15 protein-coding genes are annotated in these 23110 nt (G+C 70.6%); 13 read left to right on the top strand and 2 right to left on the bottom strand.

Annotated features, from left to right (window positions below; genetic code table 11):
* The first annotated feature begins 126 nt into the window (after window positions 1-126).
* The 7 genes from ACZ61E_RS29035 to ACZ61E_RS29005 all read left to right on the top strand — a co-directional run bounded on the left by ACZ61E_RS29035 (window position 127) and on the right by ACZ61E_RS29005 (window position 12173).
* Complete coding sequence (locus ACZ61E_RS29035) at window positions 127-951, top strand: TIGR03936 family radical SAM-associated protein (protein WP_469703020.1); 825 nt, start codon at window positions 127-129, stop codon at window positions 949-951.
* A gap of 245 nt (window positions 952-1196) precedes the next feature.
* Window positions 1197-5207, top strand: a complete 4011-nt coding sequence (locus ACZ61E_RS29030; protein ID WP_469703004.1) for an Rne/Rng family ribonuclease — start codon at window positions 1197-1199, stop codon at window positions 5205-5207.
* 350 nt (window positions 5208-5557) lie between these two features.
* Window positions 5558-6676: a DegT/DnrJ/EryC1/StrS family aminotransferase gene (locus ACZ61E_RS29025; protein WP_469703003.1), complete on the top strand. Its 1119-nt coding sequence runs from the start codon at window positions 5558-5560 to the stop codon at window positions 6674-6676.
* A complete protein-coding gene (locus ACZ61E_RS29020) occupies window positions 6673-7695 on the top strand; it encodes a Gfo/Idh/MocA family protein (protein WP_469703001.1) in 1023 nt (340 codons plus the stop codon). Before ACZ61E_RS29025 ends, ACZ61E_RS29020 begins: the two co-directional genes overlap by 4 nt.
* A complete protein-coding gene (locus tag ACZ61E_RS29015; protein WP_469702999.1) occupies window positions 7685-9265 on the top strand; it encodes a glycosyltransferase family 4 protein in 1581 nt (526 codons plus the stop codon). Before ACZ61E_RS29020 ends, ACZ61E_RS29015 begins: the two co-directional genes overlap by 11 nt.
* A complete protein-coding gene (locus tag ACZ61E_RS29010) occupies window positions 9262-10893 on the top strand; it encodes a glycosyltransferase family 2 protein (RefSeq protein ID WP_469702997.1) in 1632 nt (543 codons plus the stop codon). Before ACZ61E_RS29015 ends, ACZ61E_RS29010 begins: the two co-directional genes overlap by 4 nt.
* Window positions 10890-12173, top strand: a complete 1284-nt coding sequence (locus ACZ61E_RS29005; RefSeq protein ID WP_469702995.1) for a nucleotide sugar dehydrogenase — start codon at window positions 10890-10892, stop codon at window positions 12171-12173. The genes ACZ61E_RS29010 and ACZ61E_RS29005 overlap by 4 nt, the downstream gene beginning before the upstream one ends.
* Before the next feature lie 117 nt (window positions 12174-12290).
* On the opposite strand, the gene ACZ61E_RS29000 is transcribed toward ACZ61E_RS29005, so the two are convergent.
* Both ACZ61E_RS29000 and ACZ61E_RS28995 read right to left on the bottom strand, forming a co-directional pair.
* Window positions 12291-12890, bottom strand: a complete 600-nt coding sequence (locus tag ACZ61E_RS29000; protein WP_469703019.1) for an acyltransferase — start codon at window positions 12888-12890, stop codon at window positions 12291-12293.
* A gap of 66 nt (window positions 12891-12956) precedes the next feature.
* On the bottom strand, window positions 12957-14027 hold the full coding sequence (locus ACZ61E_RS28995; protein WP_469702994.1) for an acyltransferase family protein: 1071 nt from the start codon (window positions 14025-14027) through the stop codon (window positions 12957-12959).
* Window positions 14028-14332: 305 nt separating this feature from the next.
* Here ACZ61E_RS28995 and rplU point away from each other — a divergent pair, with 305 nt between their 5' ends.
* From rplU to ACZ61E_RS28965, 6 genes are all read left to right on the top strand, one after another.
* Window positions 14333-14656, top strand: a complete 324-nt coding sequence (rplU, locus tag ACZ61E_RS28990; protein WP_147873018.1) for a 50S ribosomal protein L21 — start codon at window positions 14333-14335, stop codon at window positions 14654-14656.
* A gap of 14 nt (window positions 14657-14670) precedes the next feature.
* Entirely contained in the window at window positions 14671-14928 is a 258-nt protein-coding gene (gene rpmA / locus ACZ61E_RS28985) for a 50S ribosomal protein L27 (RefSeq protein WP_242570236.1), read from the top strand.
* A gap of 140 nt (window positions 14929-15068) precedes the next feature.
* The gene (obgE, locus tag ACZ61E_RS28980) at window positions 15069-16505 is read left to right on the top strand and encodes a GTPase ObgE (protein WP_469702992.1); all 1437 of its coding nucleotides are present in this window, start codon (window positions 15069-15071) and stop codon (window positions 16503-16505) included.
* Window positions 16506-16865: 360 nt separating this feature from the next.
* Window positions 16866-18902 (top strand): glycosyltransferase family 4 protein, encoded by a 2037-nt coding sequence (locus tag ACZ61E_RS28975; RefSeq protein ID WP_469702990.1) that lies wholly within the window; start codon window positions 16866-16868, stop codon window positions 18900-18902.
* 294 nt (window positions 18903-19196) lie between these two features.
* A complete protein-coding gene (locus ACZ61E_RS28970; protein ID WP_469702989.1) occupies window positions 19197-20699 on the top strand; it encodes an SDR family NAD(P)-dependent oxidoreductase in 1503 nt (500 codons plus the stop codon).
* 141 nt (window positions 20700-20840) lie between these two features.
* Window positions 20841-22985, top strand: a complete 2145-nt coding sequence (locus ACZ61E_RS28965) for a hypothetical protein (protein WP_469702987.1) — start codon at window positions 20841-20843, stop codon at window positions 22983-22985.
* The last annotated feature ends 125 nt before the right edge of the window (window positions 22986-23110 follow it).

Here is a 23110-nt window from a genome sequence, read left to right as displayed (position 1 = left end):
ACCCGCACCCGAGATCCCCCTGCGCAAGCAGGTGTGAGCCGGGTTCCCGGGGCCGACCGCCCGGTCGGCCGCGCGTTTTCGAGGGTGTGCGCCACCACGCGCACCCCGCACCGAGGAGAAGAACCACTGGGCAAGCGACAGCCCGAAGGCCCCCCGCCCGCGCCTGCGGTACAGCGCATCCGACTGCGTTACACCAAGCGTGGCCGCCTCCGGTTCACCAGCCACCGCGATTTCCAGCGTGCCTTCGAGCGGGCACTGCGCCGCGCCGACGTCCCCATGGCGTACTCGGCCGGCTTCACCCCGCACCCGAAGGTGAGTTACGCCAATGCCGCACCCACCGGCACGGGCAGCGAGGCCGAGTATCTGGAGATCGCCCTCGCGGCGCCTCGCGACCCCGGCACACTGCGCGAACTGCTCGACGAGTCGCTGCCCACCGGGCTCGACGTCGTCGACGCCGTCGAGGCCCGTACCTCGGGGCTCGCCGACCGGCTGACCGCCTCGGAGTGGGAGCTGCGACTCGACGGGGTGGATCACGAGGAGGCCGGGCGCGCCGTGGCCGCCTTCCTCGCCGCCGAGGTGGTGGAGGTCGAGCGCCGCGCCAAGAACGGCATGCGGACGTTCGACGCCAGGGAAGCCGTCGTCGACCTGCGGACGCTTCCTCCACAGTCCGATGGGCCGCTGGGTGAGCGCTGTGCGATACTGCGGCTGGTTGTTCGGCACGTGACACCCGCCGTACGACCCGACGACGTCCTTTCCGGTCTCCGAGCTGTGGCCGACCTGGCGCCGCCGGTCCCCGCAGCGGTGACCAGGCTGGCGCAGGGGCTCTTCGACGAGGAGTCCGGAACGGTGACCGACCCGCTCGCGCCCGACCGCGAGGCAGTCACGGCCGGCCTGTCCATGGCCGCCGGACCCGCCGCCGCGAAGGCGCCGGAAGGTGCAGGTTCCGCGTAGGGACGGTTGTTGTAGCGCTGCCCTCGAACTGCCTCGGGAGCCACCTGGGTCGGGCGGCGCGCTGACCACGAAGACTTTCGCCAGGCCGTACGGACGAAAAGCGTACGTACGGAACCGGCGACCCAGACATAACAGCTCCTGTGCGGCGCCCGCGCCCCGGACGGCGGCAATCGCGCACTGACGCGGACCGCGGCCGGACCGGATCGAGGCGTGGCGCCCGGGAGCGTGACGGGAGAACCGCCCGCATGTCCCAGAACGAGCCCGGTACGAACCGGGACACCGAAGAAGAGCTGAGCAGCCCCAGCGACACGCTGCCGCCGCGCCGCAGGCGCCGCGCCGCGTCGCGTCCGGCGGGGCCGCCGACCGCGACGGCCGAGGCCGCCGACGGGGCGCCGGAGGCCGCCGCCGAGCCGGTGGCGGAGGAGGTCGCGCCCCCGCGCGCCCGCCGCCGTGCCACCCGTAAGGCCACGGCTCCCGTGGAGATCGTGGCCGAGCCCGCGCCCGAGGTCGCCGCGGCCGAGACGCTCGCCGAGCCGGTGGCGGAGGAGGTCGCGCCGCCGCGTGCCCGCCGTCGCGCGACCCGTAAGGTCGCCGCCCCCGCCGAGACGGTCGCCGAACCGGTCGTCGAGCCCCTGGTCGAGCCCGCCGCTCCCGCGGCTGTCGCCGCCCCGGAGGCCGCTGCCGAGCCGGTGGCGGAGGAGGCCGCGCCGCCGCGTGCCCGCCGCCGTGCGACCCGTAAGGTCGCCGCCCCCGCCGAGAGCGCGCCGGAGCCGGTCGCCGTGACCGCGTCCGAGGCCGTCGCCGAGCCGGTGGCCGAGGAGGCGGCGCCGCCGCGTGCCCGCCGCCGTGCGACCCGTAAGGTCACCGCGCCGGCCACCACCCCCGCCCCGGTCGAGGCGGACGAGGAGACCACGCAGGGCGAGACGCTGCCCGCGACCGCCGTCACGCAGATCACCGCCGACGAGGAGCGGGTCGAGGCCGCCGAGAAGGCCGCGACCCGTGGCCGGGGCCGCCGCAAGGCCGCGGTCTCGGCCGAGTCCGTCGCCGAGCCGGGGACGGAAACGGCGCCCGAGCCGAAGTCCGAGCCCAGGAGCAGGAAGGCCGAGCAGCGCAACGGCTCCGGCCCCGCCCCGGTGAAGGAGACCGGGACCGAGGCGCCCGAGCGGTCGCGCCGGCGTGCCAACCGGCCCGCCGTGGCCGTCTTCCAGGCGCCCGTGTTCGCGGAGCCGATGTTCCAGACCCCCGAGACCGCCGCCGCGATGGCCGCCGCCGGTGACGTCGAGGACGACGAGGACCTGGACATCGAGGACGAGACGACGGCCGAGGCCGCCGCGCCCGCCCCCGAGCCCTCGGGCCGCCGCCGTCGCCGTCGCCGCGGTGAGGCCGCCGAGCCGGCCGAGTCCGCGCCCGCGCCCGCCGCCGAGCGGGACGCCGACGACGAGGCAGGCGCCGAGCAGTCCGCCGAGGGCGACGAGTCCGACGCGGACGAGTCCGACGACTACGACCGTCCCTCGCGCCGTCGCCGCAGGGGCGGACGCCGCCGTCGCCGGGGCGAGTCCGCCGAGGCCGACGAGCAGTCGGACGAGCCGACCGACGACGCGTCCGAGGAGCGGGGCCGCGAGCGCGGCAGGAAGCAGGCACAGGAAGGCGCCGACGAAGGCGACTCCGCGGTCGAGGGCGACTCCGACGAGCAGGACGACGACGAGTCCGCCAACCAGCCGAGCGGTGGGAGCAGCAGCAGCCGCAGGCGGCGCCGCAGGCGCCGTCGCAGCGGCGACGGCGGCTCCGACACCGAGAACAACGGGGTGGACGACCCGGAGCGCACGGTCGTCAAGGTCCGCGAGCCGCGGGAACGCCGTGCGAAGGACACCGAGCCCGGCACCGGCGTGGACGAGGTCCAGTCCATCAAGGGCTCGACCCGTCTCGAAGCGAAGAAGCAGCGCCGCCGCGAGGGGCGTGAGCAGGGCCGCCGCCGCGTGCCGATCATCACCGAGGCGGAGTTCCTGGCACGCCGGGAGGCCGTCGAGCGCGTGATGGTCGTCCGGCAGAGCGGCGAGCGCACCCAGATCGGCGTCCTTGAGGACGACGTGCTCGTCGAGCACTACGTCAACAAGGAGCAGGCCACCAGCTACGTCGGCAACGTCTACCTGGGCAAGGTGCAGAACGTACTGCCGTCCATGGAGGCCGCGTTCGTGGACATCGGCAAGGGGCGCAACGCCGTCCTGTACGCCGGTGAGGTCAACTTCGAGGCGCTGGGCATGGCCAACGGCCCGCGCCGTATCGAGACCGCGCTCAAGTCCGGCCAGTCGGTCCTCGTCCAGGTGACGAAGGACCCGATCGGCCACAAGGGCGCACGTCTCACCAGCCAGGTCTCGCTCCCCGGCCGCTACCTCGTGTACGTCCCCGAGGGCTCGATGACCGGCATCAGCCGCAAGCTCCCGGACACCGAGCGGGCGCGGCTGAAGACCATCCTGAAGAAGATCGTCCCCGAGGACGCGGGCGTCATCGTCCGTACGGCCGCCGAGGGCGCGAGCGAGGACGAGCTGCGCCGCGACGTCGAGCGCCTCCAGTCGCAGTGGGAGGACATCCAGAAGAAGGCGAAGAGCGGCAACGCCCCGACCCTTCTCTACGGCGAGCCGGACATGACCGTCCGGGTCGTGCGCGACATCTTCAACGAGGACTTCACCAAGGTCATCGTCAGCGGTGACGACGCGTGGCAGACCATCCACGGTTATGTGGAGCACGTGGCGCCCGACCTGTCCGACCGGCTGAACCGCTGGACGAGCGAGGTCGACGTCTTCGCCTCGTACCGGATCGACGAGCAGCTGATGAAGGCGCTGGACCGCAAGGTCTGGCTGCCCAGCGGCGGTTCGCTGGTGATCGACAAGACCGAGGCCATGATCGTGGTCGACGTCAACACCGGGAAGTTCACCGGTCAGGGCGGCAACCTCGAGGAGACCGTCACCAGGAACAACCTGGAGGCGGCCGAGGAGATCGTGCGTCAGCTGCGGCTGCGCGACCTCGGCGGCATCGTCGTCATCGACTTCATCGACATGGTCCTCGAATCGAACCGGGATCTGGTGCTGCGGCGGCTGCTGGAGTGCCTGGGCCGGGACCGTACGAAGCATCAGGTCGCCGAAGTGACGTCGCTGGGTCTGGTGCAGATGACCCGTAAGCGGGTCGGCCAGGGGCTGCTGGAGTCGTTCTCCGAGACCTGTGTCCACTGCAACGGGCGCGGTGTGATCGTCCACATGGAGCAGCCGACCAGCTCCGGCGGCGGTGGCGTCAGTGGTGGCGGCGGTGGCAAGCGCGCGAAGAAGCGGCGCGGCGGGTCCGGCGCGGACCACGACCACAGCCATGACATCGAGACGGCCGAGGTCGCGGCGGACTCCGAGACCGAGGCCGAGGTCGCGGCGGAGGTCGCCGCCCCGGTGGCGCTGCCCGCGCCGGAGTTCGTGCCGGACGAGGAGCTGTACAGCAGCGTCGCGGAGGCCGAGACGGCCGCCCGTGGCGGGCGTTCGCGCCGCCGGGCCTCGCGCAAGGCGTCGGCCCCGGCCGGTTCGCCGCGTTCGGCGGAGCCCGAGCAGCAGGTACGGGCGGACGAGCAGACGCAGGTGCCGGTCCCGGTGGCTTCGTCCGTGCCGGTGGCCGAGCCGGAGGAAGTGGTGGAGGAGGCGGCCCCGCAGGGCCGGACCCGCCGCCGGGCCACCCGTAAGGCGTCGGCTCCGGCCGGTTCGCCGAAGGCGGCCGGTCCGGACGAGGCGTCCGAGCAGGCGGCCGAGGTCGTCGTCGAGCAGTCGGCGGCGCCGGTCGCGGCGGAGCCGGAGGCCGTGGCGGCCGAGCCCGTGGCTGACGCGCCGTCCGGCGACACGCCCGAGGCGGCACCGCCGCGGGCGCGCCGCAGGGCGACCCGTAAGGCGTCGGCCCCGGCCGGTTCGCCGGCGGGCGCCGAGGATGCGGCGGTTCTCGTGGTGGACGCGGCGCCGGAGCCGGCGGAGTCGGCCGAGTCCGCGGGACACGCCGAACCGTCCACCGGTGACGACACCGCGGAATCTTCCGCTCCGGCCAAGAAGGCGGCTCGTAAGACCGCCAAGAAGGCCACGGCCAAGAAGGCGGCCACGAAGAAGACGGCCGCCAAGAAGACCGCGGCGAAGAAGACCACCACCAAGAAGGCGGCCACGAAGTCCGCGGCCAAGAAGACATCGGCGGCCGAGCAGCAGCCGGCCCCCGCCGTGTCGGTCTCCACGGACGGCTGAGCCGTTCAGCTGAACGTTTGGTGACAGCCGGTTGAACGGCCCGTGCCCATCACTGGGAATCCGGTGATGGGCACGGGCTCTTCTGTTTCGTAATTGATGCGATTGCCGGTTAACAGGGCCGAAATTCGGTCGGAAATCCCTGATAATGTGACTGGCGGTCCCCGCCGTCGACAGTCTCCGCCCGGAACCTGCGGTCGGAGACCGGCCCGTCCAGGGACAGCGGTCCCACATTCCTCGGCAGGGCGTCGGCCAATCGTGCCGTAGGAGTGCACGCGGCCTCGTGAGACGCCCGCCGCACTCCTGGCCTCTGCCACTGAGAGCTTTCGCGGTGTTCAAGGAGGACGACGTCCATGTCGAGCAGTGAAGTGCAGCCCATTCCCGCTGCCCGCCCGGTCATCGGGGAAGAGGAGATCGAGGCCGCGGTACGCGTACTGCGCACCGGCCGGGTCGTTCAGGGCCCCGAGGTGGCCGCGTTCGAGGAAGGCTTCGCCGAGCTCGTCGCCGGCCGCCACTGCGTGGCCGTGAACTCCGGTACCTCGGCACTCCATCTCCTCCTGCTCGCCCTCGGTATCGGGCCGGGCGACGAGGTGATCGTGCCGTCGTTCTCGTTCGCCGCGTCGGCCAACTCCGTCCGCCTCGTCGGCGCCGACGTCGTCTTCGCCGACATCGAGCCCGGCAACTTCGGTCTCGACCCCGCCGCCGTCGAGGCCGCGATCACCCCGCGCACCGCCGCGATCATGCCGGTGCACCTCTACGGCAACCCGGCGTCGATGGACAAGCTGATGCCCATCGCCGACAAGCACAAGCTCGCCGTCGTGGAGGACGCCTGCCAGGCGCACGCCGCGACCCTGCACGGCACCCCGGTCGGCGCCTTCGGCTCCGGCGGCACCTTCAGCTTCTACCCGACGAAGAACATGCACTCCCTCGAAGGCGGCATGATCTCCACCGGTGACGCCGAGGTCGCCCGCACCCTGCGCCTGCTGCGCAACCAGGGCATGGAGCAGCGGTACGCCAACGAGATCGTCGGCGCCAACATGCGCCTCACCGACGTGGCCGCCGCCGTCGGCCGGGTGCAGCTCGGCAAGCTCGCCGGCTGGACCGAGCAGCGCCGCGCCAACGCCGCGTACCTGAGCGAGCACATCACCGCGCCCGGTGTGGTGACGCCGCCGGTCGCCGAGGGCGCGTACCACGTCTACCACCAGTACACCGTCCGGATCACCGGTGACCGCGACGCCGCGATGGCCAAGCTCTCCGAGGCGGGCGTCGGCAACGCCGTGTACTACCCGACCCCCATCCACCGGCTGCGGCCGTTCTGGGAGCCGGACCAGAAGGCGGGCCGCAACTGGGACCTGCCGGAGACCGAGCGTGCGGCGGCCGAGGTCGTCTCGCTCCCCGTGCACCCCTCGCTGTCCGGGTCGGACCTCGAGCGAATCGTTTCCGCCGTGAACGAGCTGGGAGAGAACCTGTGACCACCGGGGGACTGCGCGCCGGCCTGATCGGCCTGGGCTCGATGGGGCGCCACCACGCGCGCGTACTGGCCGGCCTCGACGGCGTCACGCTCGTCGGAGTCGTCGACCCGCTCGGTGACAAGAACGGACTGGCGCAGGGCGCGCCCGTCCTCGCCACCGTCGACGAACTGCTCGCGATCGGCGTCGACTACGCCGTCATCGCCTGCCCGACCGCCCTGCACGAGGAGGTCGGCCTCCAACTCGCCGAGGCCGGCGTGAGCGCGCTCATCGAGAAGCCGCTGGCCGACACCGTCGACGGCGCGCGCCGTCTGGTCGAGGCGTTCGAATCGCGCGACCTCGTCGCGGGCGTCGGCCACATCGAGCGCTGCAACCCGGCGCTGCGCAGCCTGCGCGCCCGCCTGGAGGCCGGTGAACTCGGCGACGTGTACCAGGTGGTGACACGCCGTCAGGGACCGTTCCCGCACCGGATCGCCGATGTCGGCGTGGTCAAGGACCTCGCCACCCACGACATCGACCTGACCGGCTGGGTGACCGGCCAGACGTACACCTCGATCTCCGCGCACACCGTCTCCAAGAGCGGCCGTCCGCACGAGGACATGGTCTCCGCCGTGGGCAGGCTCTCCGACGGCACGATGGTCAACCACCTCGTGAACTGGCTGAGCCCGCTCAAGGAGCGCTTCACCTCGGTCACCGGCGAGCGCGGCTGCTTCATCGCCGACACGCTCACCGCCGACCTGACCTTCTACTCCAACGCGGCCGTGACCACCGAGTGGGAGGCGCTGCGCGCGTTCCGCGGCGTCGCCGAGGGCGACATGATCCGCTACGCCATCCCCAAGCGCGAGCCGCTGCTCGTGGAGCACGAGCTGTTCCGCGACGCCGTACTCGGCGAGTCGCACGACATCTGCACCCTGCGGCAGGGCCTGCGAACGGTGGAGGTCGCGGCGTCCGTCCTGGAGTCGGCCGCGAACGGCCGCACGGTGGTTTTCGAGACGGGAGACAGCGCGAGCCATGTCGGCTGACAACTTGGTGGCACGACGTCATGAGAGTCCGCGCGGACGGATCGTGATGCTCGTCGACAACGGCGTGAACGGCGATTCGCGCGTACAGAAGGAAGCACGTTCCGCCGCCGCGGCCGGCTGGGACGTCGTCCTGCTGGGCAAGTCCCCGAACAAGAGCGAGCAGACATGGCGTCTGGGGGACGCCGAGGTCAGGCTGCTGCACGTGCCCGGCCCCATGCACCGGCGGCGGTACGAGTACCGGCGCGCGATCCTGCGCGCTCCCCTCGCCTACCGTCCGGGACCGCTCGCCGCCTACCGCACCCAGCGGATGAAGGCATGGCGTGCCGAGCTCAACCTGCGGCTCATCGAGGCCAAGCTGGCGGGCTCCACCGTACGGAAGCTGGCCCTCGTCCCGCCGCGCCTCGCGTCTAAGGTGCTGAGCAAGTGGGTGGGCCTGCGCGCGGGCCAGGCGCGTTCCCTGGAGCGCCGCCGGAAGGACATGACGTCCTCGCTGGACCGCTTCTCCACCGCCTTCTGGCAGCGGACGATGGGAGTCCGGGCGTGGCGGCGGCTCGACCCGTTCCTGTGGGACATCGAGCTGGCGTACGGCAAGGTCATCGACGCCCTGGAACCCGACCTGATCCACGCGAACGACTTCCGCATGATCGGGGTGGGCGCGAGGGCGAAGCTGCGTGCCAAGGGCAGGGGCCGCGACGTCAAGCTGGTCTGGGACGCGCACGAGTTCCTGCCGGGCATCAAGCCCTGGAACCCGCACCCCCGCTGGCACGTCGCCCAGTGCGCGCACGAGAGCGAGTACGCGAAGCACGCGGACGCGGTCACCACCGTCTCGGGGACGCTCGGCGAGATGCTCGTGGAGCGCCACGGCCTGCCCGCCGTCCCGGAGATCGTGCTCAACGCCCCGGACGCGGAGATCTCCCCGGAGCAGGCCGCCGAACCGGTGCCCGACCTGCGTGAGCTGTGCGGGATCGGCCCCGACGTCCCGCTCACGGTCTACAGCGGCGCCGCGGCCCCGCAGCGCGGCCTCGACATCATGGTCGAGTCACTGCCGAGCCTGCCCGGCGTCCACGTCGCGTTCGTGGTGCTGCGGCCCAACTCGGACTACATGAAGTCGCTGCTGGTCCGGGCGGCGGAGCTGGGTGTGACCGAGCGCGTCCACATACTTCCGTACGTACCGCACTACCAGGTCGTGCCGTTCCTCTCGGCGGCGGACGTGGGTGTCATCCCGATCCACCACTGGCCCAACCACGAGATCGCCCTGATCACCAAGTTCTTCGAGTACTCGCACGCCCGGCTGCCGTTCGTGGTCAGCGATGTGAAGACGATGGGCGAGATGGTCGCGAAGACCGGCCAGGGCGAGGTCTTCACGGCCGAGGACGTCTCGGACTACGTACGCGCGGTCAAGGCGGTCCTCGCCGACCCGAAGAAGTACCGGGACGTGTACGAGGACCGGGGCCTGCTCGCCGAGTGGACCTGGGAGGCGCAGGCCGAGATCCTCGACGGCGTCTACTCCCGGCTCCTGGGCCGCCCGCGCAGCGAGACCGGAGTGCCGGCGACTCGGGTGGCGGCATGAGAGCCACGCCCGATGTGACGGTCGTGGTGGCGGTGTACAACACGATGCCGTACCTGACCGAGTGCCTGAACTCGCTCATCGGTCAGACCATCGGCCTCGGCCGGCTGGAGGTCGTGGCCGTGAACGACGGCTCGACCGACGACAGCGGTGCCGAACTCGACCGGTTCGCCGCGCTGTATCCGGACACCGTCAAGGTCATCCATCAGGAGAACAGCGGCGGCCCGGCGGCGCCGAGCAACCGCGCCCTGGAGATCGCCACCGGCCGCTTCGTCTACTTCATCGGTTCCGACGACTACCTCGGCGAAGAGGCGCTGGAGCGCATGGTCGCCTGCGCCGACGAGCACGGGTCGGACGTGGTGATCGGCAAGATGGTCGGCACCAACGGCCGTTACGTGCGTCAGGCGATGTACAAGAAGAACGATCCGGACGTCAGCCTGTACGGTTCCGACCTGCCGTTCTCCCTCTCCAACACCAAGCTTTTCCGGCGGGAGCTGGTGGAGCAGCACAAGCTGCGGTTCCCCGAGGACCTGCCGGTCGGCAGCGACCAGCCGTTCACCATCGAGGCGTGCGTGCGAGCGAGCCGGATCTCCGTCCTCGGCGACTACACGTACTACTACGCGGTGAAGCGCGGCGACGCGAGCAACATCACCTACCGGGCCAACCACCTGGCCCGGCTGCACTGCACCAGCCGCATCATGCGGCACACGGCCGGTCTGATCGAGGCGGGTCCCCGGCGGGACGCCGTGTTCAAGCGACACTTCACCTGGGAGCTGGCCAAGCTCATCCAGGACGACTTCCTGCCACTCGACCCCGGCACCCAGCGCGAGCTGTGCGCGGGTATCGCCGAACTGGCGGACGACTATCTGACAGACGAGCTGCGTGACTCGCTCGACGTCAAGAGACGGGTGCGGATTCTGCTCGCGCGGCGAGGTGCCCTGCCCGAACTCCTGAAGGCGATCGCCGATGAGGCGGAGCACGGCGCGCCGCCGTTCCTGCTCGACGGCGGCCGGGCCTTCGCGGCCTACCCCGGTCTGCGCGCTCCGGACGTCCAACTCCCCGACCGGGCCTACGAACTGGTCGGGGAGGCGGTCCCCGGCCGGCTCGCCAACGGCACCCGGCTGATCTCGGCGGAGTGGGAGCAGAAGGGGGACGCGCTCTTTCTCGCCGTCGCCGTACGGATCGGCGTCATCGGAGACACGGACTCCGCCGTGATCCGGCTCGCCCGGACCGCGATGCCGAGCAGCGCGGACAAGGCGGCGGCGCGACGGCTGCCCGCGGGGCACCAACTCCCCGAGCCTGTCGGCGAGTTCACTCGTATCCTGGAGCCCGGTGGTGGCGGCACCGTGCTCACCGCCCGGATTCCGCTCCCGGCGGTCAAGCTCAAGGGAGGCGTCCGCGTCTATGTCGACGTCGCCGGCTCGACCTACGAGATCCCGGTCCGCACGCGCGGTCTGCCGATGCCGCTGGCCCGCCGGTGGGGCGACACCGTCCCCTTCCGGGCGTCGGCCAATGTGAATCCCAAGGGGCGACTGGTGATCACCACGGCTCCGCTGTGGGAGCCGACACCGTCCTTCCGCGCGCGGGTACGAAGCCTGCTGCCCCGGTTCAAGAGGAAAGTAGTCCGATGAATATCTGTGTAGTCGCGCTCGGCAAGATCGGTCTGCCGCTCGCCGTGCAGTTCGCCGCCAAGGGCCACCGCGTCTTCGGCGCCGACGTCAACGAGAAGGTCGTCGAGCTGGTCAACGCGGGCACGGAGCCCTTCCCCGGCGAGCACGACCTCGACGTCAAGCTCAAGCAGACCGTCGACGCCGGGCTGCTGACCGCCACGACCGACACCACCACCGCCGTCGCGCAGTCCGACGCCGTCGTGGTCGTCGTCCCGCTCTTCGTGGACGCCGAGGGCGTGCCCGACTTCGGCTGGATGGACGCGGCGACGAAGGCGATCGCCAAGGGCCTCAAGCCCGGCACCCTCGTCAGCTACGAGACCACCCTGCCCGTCGGCACCACCCGTACCCGCTGGGCGCCGATGCTCCAGGAGGGCTCCGGGCTCACCCCCGGTGAGGACTTCCACCTCGTCTTCTCGCCCGAACGCGTCCTGACCGGCCGGGTCTTCGCCGACCTGCGCCGCTACCCCAAGCTCGTCGGCGGCATCGACGAGGCGTCGGCCAGGCACGGCGTCGAGTTCTACGAGGCCGTACTCGACTTCGACGCACGCGAGGACCTGCCGCGCGAGAACGGCGTGTGGGACCTCGGCACCGCGGAGGCGTCCGAGCTGGCGAAGCTCGCCGAGACCACGTACCGCGACGTCAACATCGGCCTGGCCAACCAGTTCGCGCGCTTCGCCGACCAGAACGACATCGACGTCAAGAAGGTCATCGAGGCCTGCAACAGCCAGCCGTACAGCCACATCCACCAGCCCGGCATCGCCGTCGGCGGCCACTGCATCCCGATCTACCCCCGGATGTACCTGTGGAACGACCCGGCGGCCACCGTCGTGCGCTCGGCGCGCGAGGCGAACGCGGCGATGCCCGAGTACGCGGTGGACCTGCTGGCCGCCGCGTACGGCGACCTGACCGGCGTCAACGTGCTCGTGCTGGGCGCGGCCTACCGGGGCGGCGTCAAGGAGACGGCGTTCTCCGGTGTCTTCCCGACCGTCGAGGCGCTGCGGGCGCGCGGCGCCGTGCCGTACGTCTCCGACCCGATGTACACCTCCGAGGAGCTGACCGCGCACGGCCTGCCGCCGCACCAGGGCGAGAAGGTCACGGCGGCGGTGCTCCAGGCGGACCACGCCGAGTACCGCGACCTGAAGCCGGCCGACCTGCCGGACGTCACGGTCCTCGTCGACGGCCGGCGCACCACCGACCCGGACGCCTGGCGCGGTGTGCGCCGGGTCGTCATCGGCGGCTGACACCCGGCACGGGACCGAAGGAATCGACGGGACCGAGGGGATCCACGGGACCTACGGAACCGCAAGAGGCCCGAACCGCACGGCGGTTCGGGCCTCGCGCCGTACCGGCGCCGATGCTCAGCGGCGCTCCGTCAGGGCGCCGTCCTTCTCGTCGTGCAGCGCCCCGGTCCTGGGACACTCCCACACCCCGGCCTCCCCGGCCCGCTCCACGAGCTTCACGCCTGCCCGTCCGACCCAGCCGACCCGGCGGGCCGGAACACCCACGACCAGCCCGAAGTCCGGTACGTCCCGGGTCACGACGGACCCGGCGGCGATCATCGCCCAGCGCCCGATCCGCACCGGCGCGACACAGACCGACCGGGCGCCCAGCGAGGCACCCTCCGCGATCTTCACACCGACCGCCTCCCAGTCGGAGCCGCGCTTGAGCTTGCCGTCGGGGTCCACGGAGCGGGGGTTCAGGTCGTTGGTGAGGACGACGGCGGGCCCGATGAAGACACCGTCGGCCAGCTCGGCGGGCTCGTACACCAGCGCGTAGTTCTGGATCTTGACGTTGTCACCGATCCGCACCCCGGTCCCGACGTAGGCGCCACGCCCCACCACACAGTTCGCACCCAGGCGCGCGTCCTCCCGGATCTGCGCGAGCTCCCAGACGCTGCTGCCGTCACCGACCACCGCGGTCTCGTCGACCTGGGCGGTTGGCTGGACCCTGTAGTTCACGCTGCTGCCTTCCGGATGTCCGAGCATGTTTCCGACGGTTGAGCATACGTCCCGGTACGGGCCGGGCTACGCCCGCGTCCCGGCCCCGTCCCACCGGAGCGCCCAGCGCATCCTCGGCTCCACGACAAACCGGAAGAGCCGCCGCACCGGCGGCGTGCACAGCGCGGTGACCAGCAGCGCGGCGGCCAGCGTCACCGCGACCCGGCCCGCCTGGGTCTCCAGGAAGGGGTCGTCGTAGCCGCCGAGATACCGGGCGCCGCGGATGAAGAAGCCGTGCAGCAGGTAGCCGTAGAGCGTCCCGGCGCCCAGCGCCGTCATCCACAGCCGGCGGCGCGGCACCCAGGCCAGGAAGCACGCGCCCAGTACGAGCGCAGCGGCGAACAGGAGCAGGGTCATCGCCGCGCCGGTCCAGACCGGCTCGCCCAGCTCGCGGGCGCTGTAGCTCCTGAACAGCCAGGAGGTGCTGACGCGCGGGACCGACCAGTACGCCACCAGCAGGGCGACCAGGAAGACGGGCAGCGCGGCGGCCCGTACCCGGGTGCGGCGCAGATACGCGAAGTGCTCGGGACGGAGCCGCAGTCCGAGGACGAAGAACGGCAGGAACTGAAGGACGCGCATCAGCTGGAGGTCGTCCCCGATGCCGGTCGACATCGACGCGAGCGCGGCGATCACCAGCGCCACCGGCACCGGCCACCGGACCAGCTGCCAGACCGGTGTCGTGAGCCGCCACAGGAAGAGGGCGGGCAGGAACCAGAGGATCCAGTACGGGTCCGCCGGCGTCAGAGGGAATCCGGGGTCCTCGACGGCGCGGTGGAAGAGGGTGTACGCCACCTCGAAGATCACGTACGGCACCAGGATCCCGGTGACCAGCCGCCACATCCGCTTGGGGCTCAGATCGGAGCCCCGCGAGAAATAACCCGCGACGACGATGAAGACGGGCATGTGGAAGGCGTAGACGAAGGTGTACAGGGCCTCCACCACCCGCCCGCTCCCCGGCAGCGGCTCCCACGAGTGCCCCACGGCGACCAGGACGATGGCCAGGTACTTCGCGTTGTCGAAGAACGGATCCCGCTCGACGACCCCGGCTCCGGTGGCGGCGGGGGCTTCGGCACGTTCCTGGGAGAGGGATGAGACCATCACGACACCCTAGAGGGTGACTCCCCGACCAGCGGTCGGCGTGGCTCCGTCCCGGCGTCGGCGAGGCCCGCGCACCGGTGATCTGGGCGCCGTCGCGTGGGGCCGTGGGCCCCGCCCCCACCTGGTTTGACCCCCCACCCGGCCGCCCCGTACTCTTGACCGTCGGCGTGTCTCTGTGCGCGCCTGCTCCTGAGCACCTCACCTGCCGGTGGCTGTCCTCGACGCTGTCGGCGGAGGCCGCTCGTCACCATCCGGTTGCGGCGGCTGGCTTCAGGAGTTCCGTTCCGAGCGAGAGTGAGATCCGCGTGTACGCCATCGTGCGCAGCGGTGGTCGTCAGCACAAGGTTGCTGTTGACGACATCGTTGAGGTTGACAAGATTCCCACTGCCAAGGTTGGCGACACGGTCGAGCTCTCGACCCTGCTCGTGGTCGACGGCGACGCCGTGACCAGCGACCCGTGGGTCCTGGACGGCATCAAGGTCACCGCCGAGGTCGTGGACCACCACAAGGGCGCGAAGATCGACATCCTTCGCTACAAGAACAAGACCGGTTACCGCCGTCGTCAGGGCCACCGCCAGCAGTACACGGCGATCAAGGTCACCGCTATTCCCGCGGCCGCGAAGAAGTAAGGGACTGAGGAGACATGGCACACAAGAAGGGCGCATCGTCCACCCGTAACGGGCGCGACTCGAACGCTCAGCGGCTCGGTGTGAAGCGCTTCGGCGGTCAGATCGTGCTCGCCGGTGAGATCCTCGTCCGTCAGCGCGGCACCCACTTCCACCCCGGTTCGGGTGTGGGCCGTGGTGGCGACGACACGCTGTTCGCCCTCGCCCCCGGCGCGGTCGAGTTCGGCAAGAGCCGTGGCCGCAAGGTCGTGAACATCGTTCCGGTCGCCGAGTAACTCGGGTAGCCGTAGAGCGAGTTCGACCGGTTTCTCGCGAGGGCGGACCTCACTTCCCACAGGGGAAGCGGGTCCGCCCTTCGCTTGTTGCAACCGGTGAAGCAGACGCAAGACTTTCCGTACGTACTGGAGGCACCACCATGACCACCTTCGTGGACCGCGTCGAGCTGCATGTCGCCGCGGGTAACGGAGGCCACGGCTGCGCCTCCGTTCACCGTGAGAAGTTCAAGCCCCTCGGCGGCCCCGACGGCGGCAACGGCGGCCGGGGCGGCGACGTCATCCTGGTCGTCGACCAGTCGGTGACCACGCTGCTGGAGTACCACCACTCGCCGCACCGCAAGGCCACCAACGGCCGCCCCGGCGAGGGCGGCAACCGCTCCGGCAAGGACGGCCAGGACCTCGTCCTGCCCGTCCCGGACGGCACGGTCATCCTCGACAAGAAGGGCAACGTGCTCGCCGACCTCGTCGGCCAGGGCACCACCTATGTCGCCGCCGAAGGCGGTCGTGGCGGCCTCGGCAACGCCGCTCTCGCCTCCGCCCGCCGCAAGGCCCCCGGCTTCGCCCTGCTCGGCGAGCCCGGCCGCTCCGGCGACATCGTCCTGGAGCTCAAGACCGTCGCCGACGTCGCGCTCGTCGGCTACCCGAGCGCCGGCAAGTCGTCGCTGATCTCCGTACTCTCGGCGGCCAAGCCCAAGATCGCCGACTACCCGTTCACCACGCTCGTCCCCAATCTGGGCGTCGTCACGGCGGGCTCGACCGTCTACACCATCGCGGACGTCCCCGGTCTGATCCCGGGCGCCAGCCAGGGCCGCGGCCTGGGTCTGGAGTTCCTGCGCCACGTGGAGCGCTGCTCGGTCCTCGTGCACATCCTGGACACCGCCACGCTGGAGTCCGACCGCGACCCCCTCTCCGACCTCGACACCATCGAGGCGGAGCTGAAGCAGTACGGCGGTCTCGACGACCGCCCGCGCATCGCGGTCCTCAACAAGATCGACATCCCGGACGGCCTGGATCTGGCCGAGATGATCCGTCCCGAGCTGGAGGCGCGCGGCCTGCCGGTGTACGAGGTTTCCGCCGTGGCCCGTACCGGCCTCAAGGAGCTCTCCTTCGCGCTCGCCGAGATCATCGCCGCCCGGCGCGCGGAGAAGCCCGTGGAGGAGGCGACCAGGGTCGTCATCCGTCCGCGGGCGGTCGACGACACGGGCTTCACCGTCTCGCTGGAAGCGGACGGCCTGTACCGCGTACGCGGCGAGAAGCCCGAACGCTGGGTCAGGCAGACCGACTTCAGCAATGACGAGGCGGTCGGCTATCTCGCGGACCGGCTCAGCCGGCTCGGTGTCGAGGGCGAGCTGATGAAGGCCGGGGCGCGCTCCGGCGACGGCGTGGCGATCGGCCCCGAGGACGACGCGGTCGTCTTCGACTGGGAGCCGACCGTGATGGCCGGCGCCGAGATGCTCGGGCGGCGCGGCGAGGACCACCGGCTCGAAGCGCCGCGTCCCGCCGCCGTACGGCGCAGGGACCGCGACGCGGAGCGGGACGAAGCGGACAAGGCGTACGACGACTTCAAGCCGTTCTAGCGTCTCCGCGCGGACTTGGCCCCGCTCGCGCCCGCTTCCGTAAGGGGCGATTTCGAGCAGTGACCGGCGCGTCACCCACCGCACACGACAGGCCGCGGTCCACTCCGTCCGGAGCGGGCCGCGGCCTTCGTCGTGCGCGGACCGCGCGACGCGTGGGCTGGCCGAAACCCATCTACGGGTATTGAGCGATATGGGCGGAATAATGAGTCATGCGGTTTCTTTTCAAGTGCTCACACAACCGTCGGTCGGCTTCGCCCGTCTTGCATGTGGGGGCGGCCCGGGGGCCGCGTGAACCCGTCCGGACCTGAAGAGGAGCTTGGGAATGACCGCCCGGGATTCCGAACACCGAACGGAGCGTTGATGAAGATCTCCTTCCTCATCCACACCATCTATGGCATCGGCGGCACCATCCGCACCACGCTGAACCTCGCGGAGGAGTTCGCCGAGCAGCATGAGGTGGAGATCGTCTCGGTCTTCCGGCACCGGCCCGTCCCGCTCTTCGACGTGGACCCCCGCATCACCCTCGTACCGCTCGTCCACACGTGGAAGGAGTCCCCCGCGTACGAGAAGGACCACCCGCTCCACCTCCAGCCCGCCGAGTACTTCCCGCGCAACGAGGCGCGCTACCGCGAGTACAGCAAGCTGACCGACGAGCGGGTCCGCGACCACTACGCGGACTCCGACGCCGACGTCGTCATCGGGACCAGACCCGGACTCGCCGCGTACGTCGCCCAGTTCGCCCCCGCGAGCGCGGTGCTCATCGGGCAGGAACACATGACGTACAACCATCACAAGCCCGCGCTGCGCAACGAGATGTACCAGCACATTGACGCGCTCGACGCCTACGTCACCGTCTCCGAGGGCGACGCCGCCGTCTACCGCGCGCAGATGCCGCTGCCCGCGACCCGTGTGCTCGCCATCTCCAACAGCGTGCCCGAGCCGTCGATCCAGCCGTCAACGGGCTCCGGCACCACGATCGTCGCCGCCGGCCGGCTCTCCGCGGAGAAGCAGTACAGCGTGCTCGTCGACGCCTTCGCCGAGGTCGTAGCCGAGCGCCCGGAGTGGGATCTGAGGATCTACGGCGCGGGGCCCGAGAAGGAGAACCTCCGGGAGCAGATCGACCGGCTCGGCCTCTACAACAGCGTGCGGCTCATGGGGTCGGTCTCGCCCATCGAGCCGGAGTGGGCCAAGGGCGCCATCGCCGCGTCCACCTCGCGCCACGAGTCGTTCGGCATGACCCTCGTGGAGGCCATGCGCTGCGGCCTGCCCGTCGTCAGCAGCGACTGCGACTACGGCCCGCGGGAGATCCTCCAGCCCGGTGTGGACGGTCTGCTGGTGCCCGTGTCGGACCCCGGCGCCGTCGCGCGGGCGCTGCTGACCCTCATCGACGACGAACCGCTGCGCCGCCGGATGAGCGCGGCGGCCGTGCGGAACGCCTCACGGTTCGACCCCGGCCAGGTCGCCAAGAAGTACGAGGAACTCTTCGGCGAGCTGCGGACCGTCTCCGCCCAGCGCGCGGCCGTGGGTGACTTCGCGCCGGTCGCCGACTGTGTCGTGGAGTCCGGCGGCGCGGTGGCGTTCTCCCTCGTCGCCCCCCAGGCGGCGGCGGTCGTGCACGAGGGCCTGAAGCTGGTCTGTGTGCGCTCGGACAAGCGCACCGAGGAGCGGGTCTTCCCGATGTCCGGCAACGGCACGGTCACGATTCCGGCGGACGCCGCGTTCACCGAGGGTGTCTGGGAGTGCTTCGCCGAACTCCCGGAATCCGGACGGCGGGTACGGATCGGCGCGCGCTCCGTCGACCAGCGCGGCGCGATGAGCGCCTGCGAACGCGCGCGCGAGGGCGAGCCCGTCCACAATCTCGTCCCGTACGCGACCCGTCCGCAGAAGCAGCTCACGCTCCGCTCATGGGTCCGGCCGATCCACGCGGAGGCCGGTGACATCCGGGTCGAGGGCAAGCGCATCACGGTCGCGGGCGAGCTGTTCGGCGCGGGTGTGATGGCCCAGGACCCGTCACTGGTGGTACGCCGACGGGGCAAGCCCGCCGAGGAGTTGACGTACGCGGGCAGCCGGCTGGGGGAGCGCGGCTTCCGGTTCACCTTCCCCGTCACGGGTCCGGCCGGACGGCAGATCGCCAGGTCGGAGTCGTGGGACCTGCTGCTCAAGTACGCCCCGGACGCCGCGCCGGTGAAGGTCGCGCGGGTGCTCGACGACGTCGTGGAGAAGCGGCCGATCTACGAGTACCCGGCCACCGAGGTCCGCAAGAGCAGGCCCTGGGGGCCGTTGCGCAGAGTGGTCCGTAAACTGAGGAGCAGACCGGCCCAGTGGGTGCGGGTGCGGATCATGTACATGGGGACCAACGACCTCATCGTCAACGTTGCGGACGCACCGCGGAAATAGCGCGGAAACAGCGAAACAGCTGACGAGCGGGGGAATTCCCTTACGCAGCACTTACATCGCGATCGCGAAATAGCGGACGCGAAGTAGAGGTCCCGTGGAGGTACATACCGGTCCGGCGTGCCGATGTGGTGTCGGTCACGCCGTACTTGGCCGGATGACGCCCCAATGTGGCTGGCCAGAGGGTGAACAGATGGTTTCCTGTGAGTGAGGGGCATCGGGCGTCCGCCTTGCGAGACGGTCACGGAGAGTGCGACCATCACAGCGTCCCCCACTCGTCTCAAGGTAGGTCGTTCTGTGTCTGTGCCGCATGCAGCCCATCCCCGCACCACGGCAGTCGTCCTCGCCGGTGGCACCGGCCAGCGCGTGGGCCTGTCGATCCCCAAGCAGCTGCTGAAGATCGCGGGGAAGGCTGTCATCGAGCACACGCTGTCGATCTTCGAGCAGTCCGACTCGATCGACGACGTGATCGTGCTGATGGCACCGGGTTTCGTGCCCGACGTGGAGAAGATCGTCGTCAAGGCCGGTCTCACCAAGGTCACGAAGGTCATCGAGGGCGGCCAGACCCGGAACGAGACCACGGAGCGTGCCATCTCGGCCCTCGGCGAGGGCCTCGCGGAGGGTGAGGACCGCAACGTCCTGTTCCATGACGCCGTCCGTCCGCTTCTGTCACAGCGTGTCATCAAGGACTGTGTGGACGCGCTCGACCGCTACGAGGCCGTCGATGTCGCGATCCCCTCCGCCGACACCATCATCGTGACCCGCACCCACGGCGGTGACGGCGAGTTCATCACCGAGGTCCCCGACCGCTCGCGGCTGCGGCGCGGCCAGACGCCCCAGGCGTTCAAGCTGTCCACGATCCGCAAGGCGTACGAGATCGCCGCGGGCGACCCCAACTTCCAGGCCACCGACGACTGTTCGGTGGTCCTGCGCTATCTGCCCGACGTGCCGATCTATGTGGTCGCGGGCGACGAGTACAACATGAAGGTGACACAGCCGGTCGACGTCTTCATCGCCGACAAGCTGTTCCAGCTCGCCTCCACCGCCGCGCCCGTCCAGGCGGACGAGGCGGCCTACCGCGAACTGCTCTCCGGCAAGACGCTGGTGGTCTTCGGCGGTTCGTACGGCATCGGCGCCGACATCGCCGCTCTCGCCGAGCAGTACGGCGCGAAGGTGTACGCGCTGGGCCGCTCCACCACCGGCACCCACGTCGAGAACCCGGAGCACGTCGACGACGCGCTGTCGAAGGCGTACTCGGCGACCGGCCGCATCGACTACGTGATCAACACGGCGGGCGTGCTGCGCATCGGCAAGCTGGCCGAGACGGACAACACGACGATTCAGGAAGCGCTGAACGTCAATTACCTGGCGCCCGTCCAGATCGCCCGCGCCTCCTACAAGTATCTGGCCGAGACCAAGGGCCAGCTGCTCCTCTACACCTCCAGCAGCTACACCCGCGGCCGCGCCGAATACAGCCTCTATTCATCGACCAAGGCGGCCATGGTGAATCTCACCCAGGCCCTCTCGGACGAATGGGCGGGCGACGGCATCCGGGTGAATTGCGTCAATCCGGAACGCACCGCGACCCCGATGCGCACCAAGGCTTTCGGCACCGAGCCCGCGGGCTCGCTGCTCTCCTCCGAGGCGGTGGCCCGTACGTCACTCGACGTTCTGCTCTCCGAACTCACCGGGCACGTCATCGACGTGCGTCAGCAGGACCCGACCCGGGAGGCGTCCGCCGCGGGCTCCGGATTCGAGCAGGCGCTGGCCTCGGTCCTTGACCGTCAGGAAGATGTGTAATAATTCTCCACAAGTTTGCATTCACGGGCCTTTGCGTTCACCTATTCGGTGAATTGCAGAGGCCCGTGTGCGTGAAGCCCCGGCTTCACAATTCCCGCCAACTGTGAAATAACCGGCACCCTCTCCTGGAGCAGGTTCTTCGTGATTTCGACCGCCATCCGCCTGGCCCGCGTGGGCAGCCGAGCCGAGCTGGCCGCGGCCGCCCTGCTGGCGCTGGGTTACCCGTGCGTCATGCTCGCAGCGCTGATCCCGAACCTCTGGTTCTTCGCGGCGGCCTGTGCCGTGACCTACGGCGCGGACCGATTCCTGCATCAGCGCAACAGCTATCTCATCAACCGGCTCAACAAGGTCCGGGCCGGGCTGTCGATCCGCTTCCTGGTGCGCCAGTTGCTGCTCGTGCTGCTCCTGGCCCGGATGGACCTGGCCGAACAGCCCCTGTTCTACGCGGCGGTCGCCGGTTTCCTGCTCTTCTACGGCCTCCAGGCACCCCAGGGCGCGCTGGCGACATTGATCCGGCTGCGGCGCGGCATGCCGGTCGTCGCCCGCAACGTCGACCTGCACGCCCTGCGCATCCCGGACGCCCCGCCGAACTACCTGGTGAACCGCTCCGCCGAGAAGATGCTCCACCTCGACGTGTTCGCGATCGCCGGACTGCTCGCCGCCGCCGGGACCGGCACCGACCTCTACGGCTACGTGGGCCTGGGCATCACCCTCGTCCTCGGACTCGTCTACATCCTGCTGCTCGTGCCGTACCTGCGCCGCGGCCGCCGCGTGCCCACGCCGCCCGCGGTCCTCGGCGCCGTCGACAACTGGCTGCGGGAGTACCAGCCTTCGGTGGTCCTGTACTTCTCCGGCTCCAAGGAGTCCGCCTACCAGGTCAACATGTGGCTGGAGACCCTGGAGCAGTCCGAGGGCCGGCCCCTGGTCGTGCTCCGCGAGCGGGCCATCATGACCCAACTCGCCCCGACCTGGCTGCCGGTGCTCTGTGTCCCCGGCGGCACGCACCTGATGAACCTCGACCTGTCGTCGGTCCAGGTCGCGCTCTACGCGGCCAACGTCGGCAAGAACATCCACCTGCTGCGCGTGCCCACCATGAAGCACGTCTTCATCGGCCACGGCGACAGCGACAAGATCGCCAGCGTCAACCCGTTCAGCAAGGTCTACGACGAGGTGTGGACCGCCGGCCGGGCCGGCCGCGACCGGTACGCGCTCGCCGACGTCGGCGTCCGTGACGACGACATCGTCGAGGTGGGACGCCCGCAGCTCGCCCCGATCAAGACCGCGTCGGAGGCGCCCGGACGGCCCGTACCGACGATCCTGTACGCCCCCACCTGGGAGGGCTGGGACGACAACCCCGGCAACACCTCGCTCCTGCTGGCCGGCGAGAACATCGTCAAGCGTCTGCTGAAGGCCGAGAAACCCGTCCGGGTCATCTACAAGCCGCACCCCTTCACCGGCATCCGCGACAAGAAGGCCAAGGCCGTCCACGACCGGATCACCGCGATGGTGAACGCCGCGAACGTGGCACGCGCCGCCGAACCCCGCTGGACGGAGGAAGCCGCCGGCGCGCAGGCCGGACAGGCCGCCGCCCGCGCCGAGTTGACCCGTATCGAGGGCGAGCTGGCCGCGCTCACCGCCCCCGGCCGCGCCGGCGGCGACGAGTCGGAGGAGTCGCGCGTCTCGCTCGCCGACCCGGAGCGCCTGGACCGTGCGAAGGCGCTGCGGGCCGAGTGGAACGACGCGTACTGGCGCACGTTCGGCTGGTGGGAGCACAAGGTCGTCACGGGGGCCGAGCCCAAGCTGTACGACTGCTTCAACCAGTCCGACGGCATGGTTTCGGACATCTCCAGTGTCGTGTCGGACTTCATCGCGAGCGGCAAGCCGTACGCGGTGACCGACTCCGCACAACTCGGCGCGGAGGAGTTCAAGCGGCAGAACACCGCCGTACGCGCAGCCGTCGTCCTGTCCAACAGCGCGGCCGAGCTGGACGAACTGCTGAAGGCGGTCGCCGATCCGGCCGCCGACCGCCTGGCCCCGGCCAGGCGCGAACTGAAGACGTATCTGCTCGGACCCGACGAGCCCACGTCGATCCAGCAGTTCAACGCCGCCGTGACCGCCCTCGGCGCCAAGGCCGTGGCCCGAAACGTCGGTGTGCGGCAGCGGCTGAGCGCGCAGGAGCAGCCCGGCACCGAGCCCGAGCGCGAGCCCGCCGCCGACCCCGAGGCGGCGAAGGCCGCCGACGACGCCACGGAGCCGAACGGCGCGCAGGCCCCGGTCGCGCGCTGAGCCGGCCCTCCCCGGTGCGCCGGACACACCGGGCGCCCCCGACGGCGGGGGGGGGGGGGGGGGGGGGGGGGGGGGTGGGGTGGGCCGTCTGTGGTGTTGCGGGCGCGGGAAGAGGGGAGAGAGTA

The sequence above is a fragment of the Streptomyces sp. NPDC104581 genome (genome assembly GCF_055583685.1).
The sequence above is the reverse complement of the archived record's forward strand: the minus strand, read 5'-3'. Positions and strand labels throughout refer to the sequence as shown.

Bases quoted from the DNA above. Each gene is read 5' to 3' on its own strand.
- rpmA (WP_242570236.1), top strand. From the start codon at position 14,671: ATGGCACACAAGAAGGGCGCATCGTCCACCCGTAACGGGCGCGACTCG.
- ACZ61E_RS28975 (WP_469702990.1), top strand. From the start codon at position 16,866: ATGAAGATCTCCTTCCTCATCCACACCATCTATGGCATCGGCGGCACC.
- ACZ61E_RS29015 (WP_469702999.1), top strand. From the start codon at position 7,685: ATGTCGGCTGACAACTTGGTGGCACGACGTCATGAGAGTCCGCGCGGA.
- ACZ61E_RS28995 (WP_469702994.1), bottom strand. From the start codon at position 14,027: ATGGTCTCATCCCTCTCCCAGGAACGTGCCGAAGCCCCCGCCGCCACC.
- ACZ61E_RS29025 (WP_469703003.1), top strand. From the start codon at position 5,558: ATGTCGAGCAGTGAAGTGCAGCCCATTCCCGCTGCCCGCCCGGTCATC.
- ACZ61E_RS29010 (WP_469702997.1), top strand. From the start codon at position 9,262: ATGAGAGCCACGCCCGATGTGACGGTCGTGGTGGCGGTGTACAACACG.
- ACZ61E_RS29005 (WP_469702995.1), top strand. From the start codon at position 10,890: ATGAATATCTGTGTAGTCGCGCTCGGCAAGATCGGTCTGCCGCTCGCC.
- obgE (WP_469702992.1), top strand. From the start codon at position 15,069: ATGACCACCTTCGTGGACCGCGTCGAGCTGCATGTCGCCGCGGGTAAC.
- ACZ61E_RS29030 (WP_469703004.1), top strand. From the start codon at position 1,197: ATGTCCCAGAACGAGCCCGGTACGAACCGGGACACCGAAGAAGAGCTG.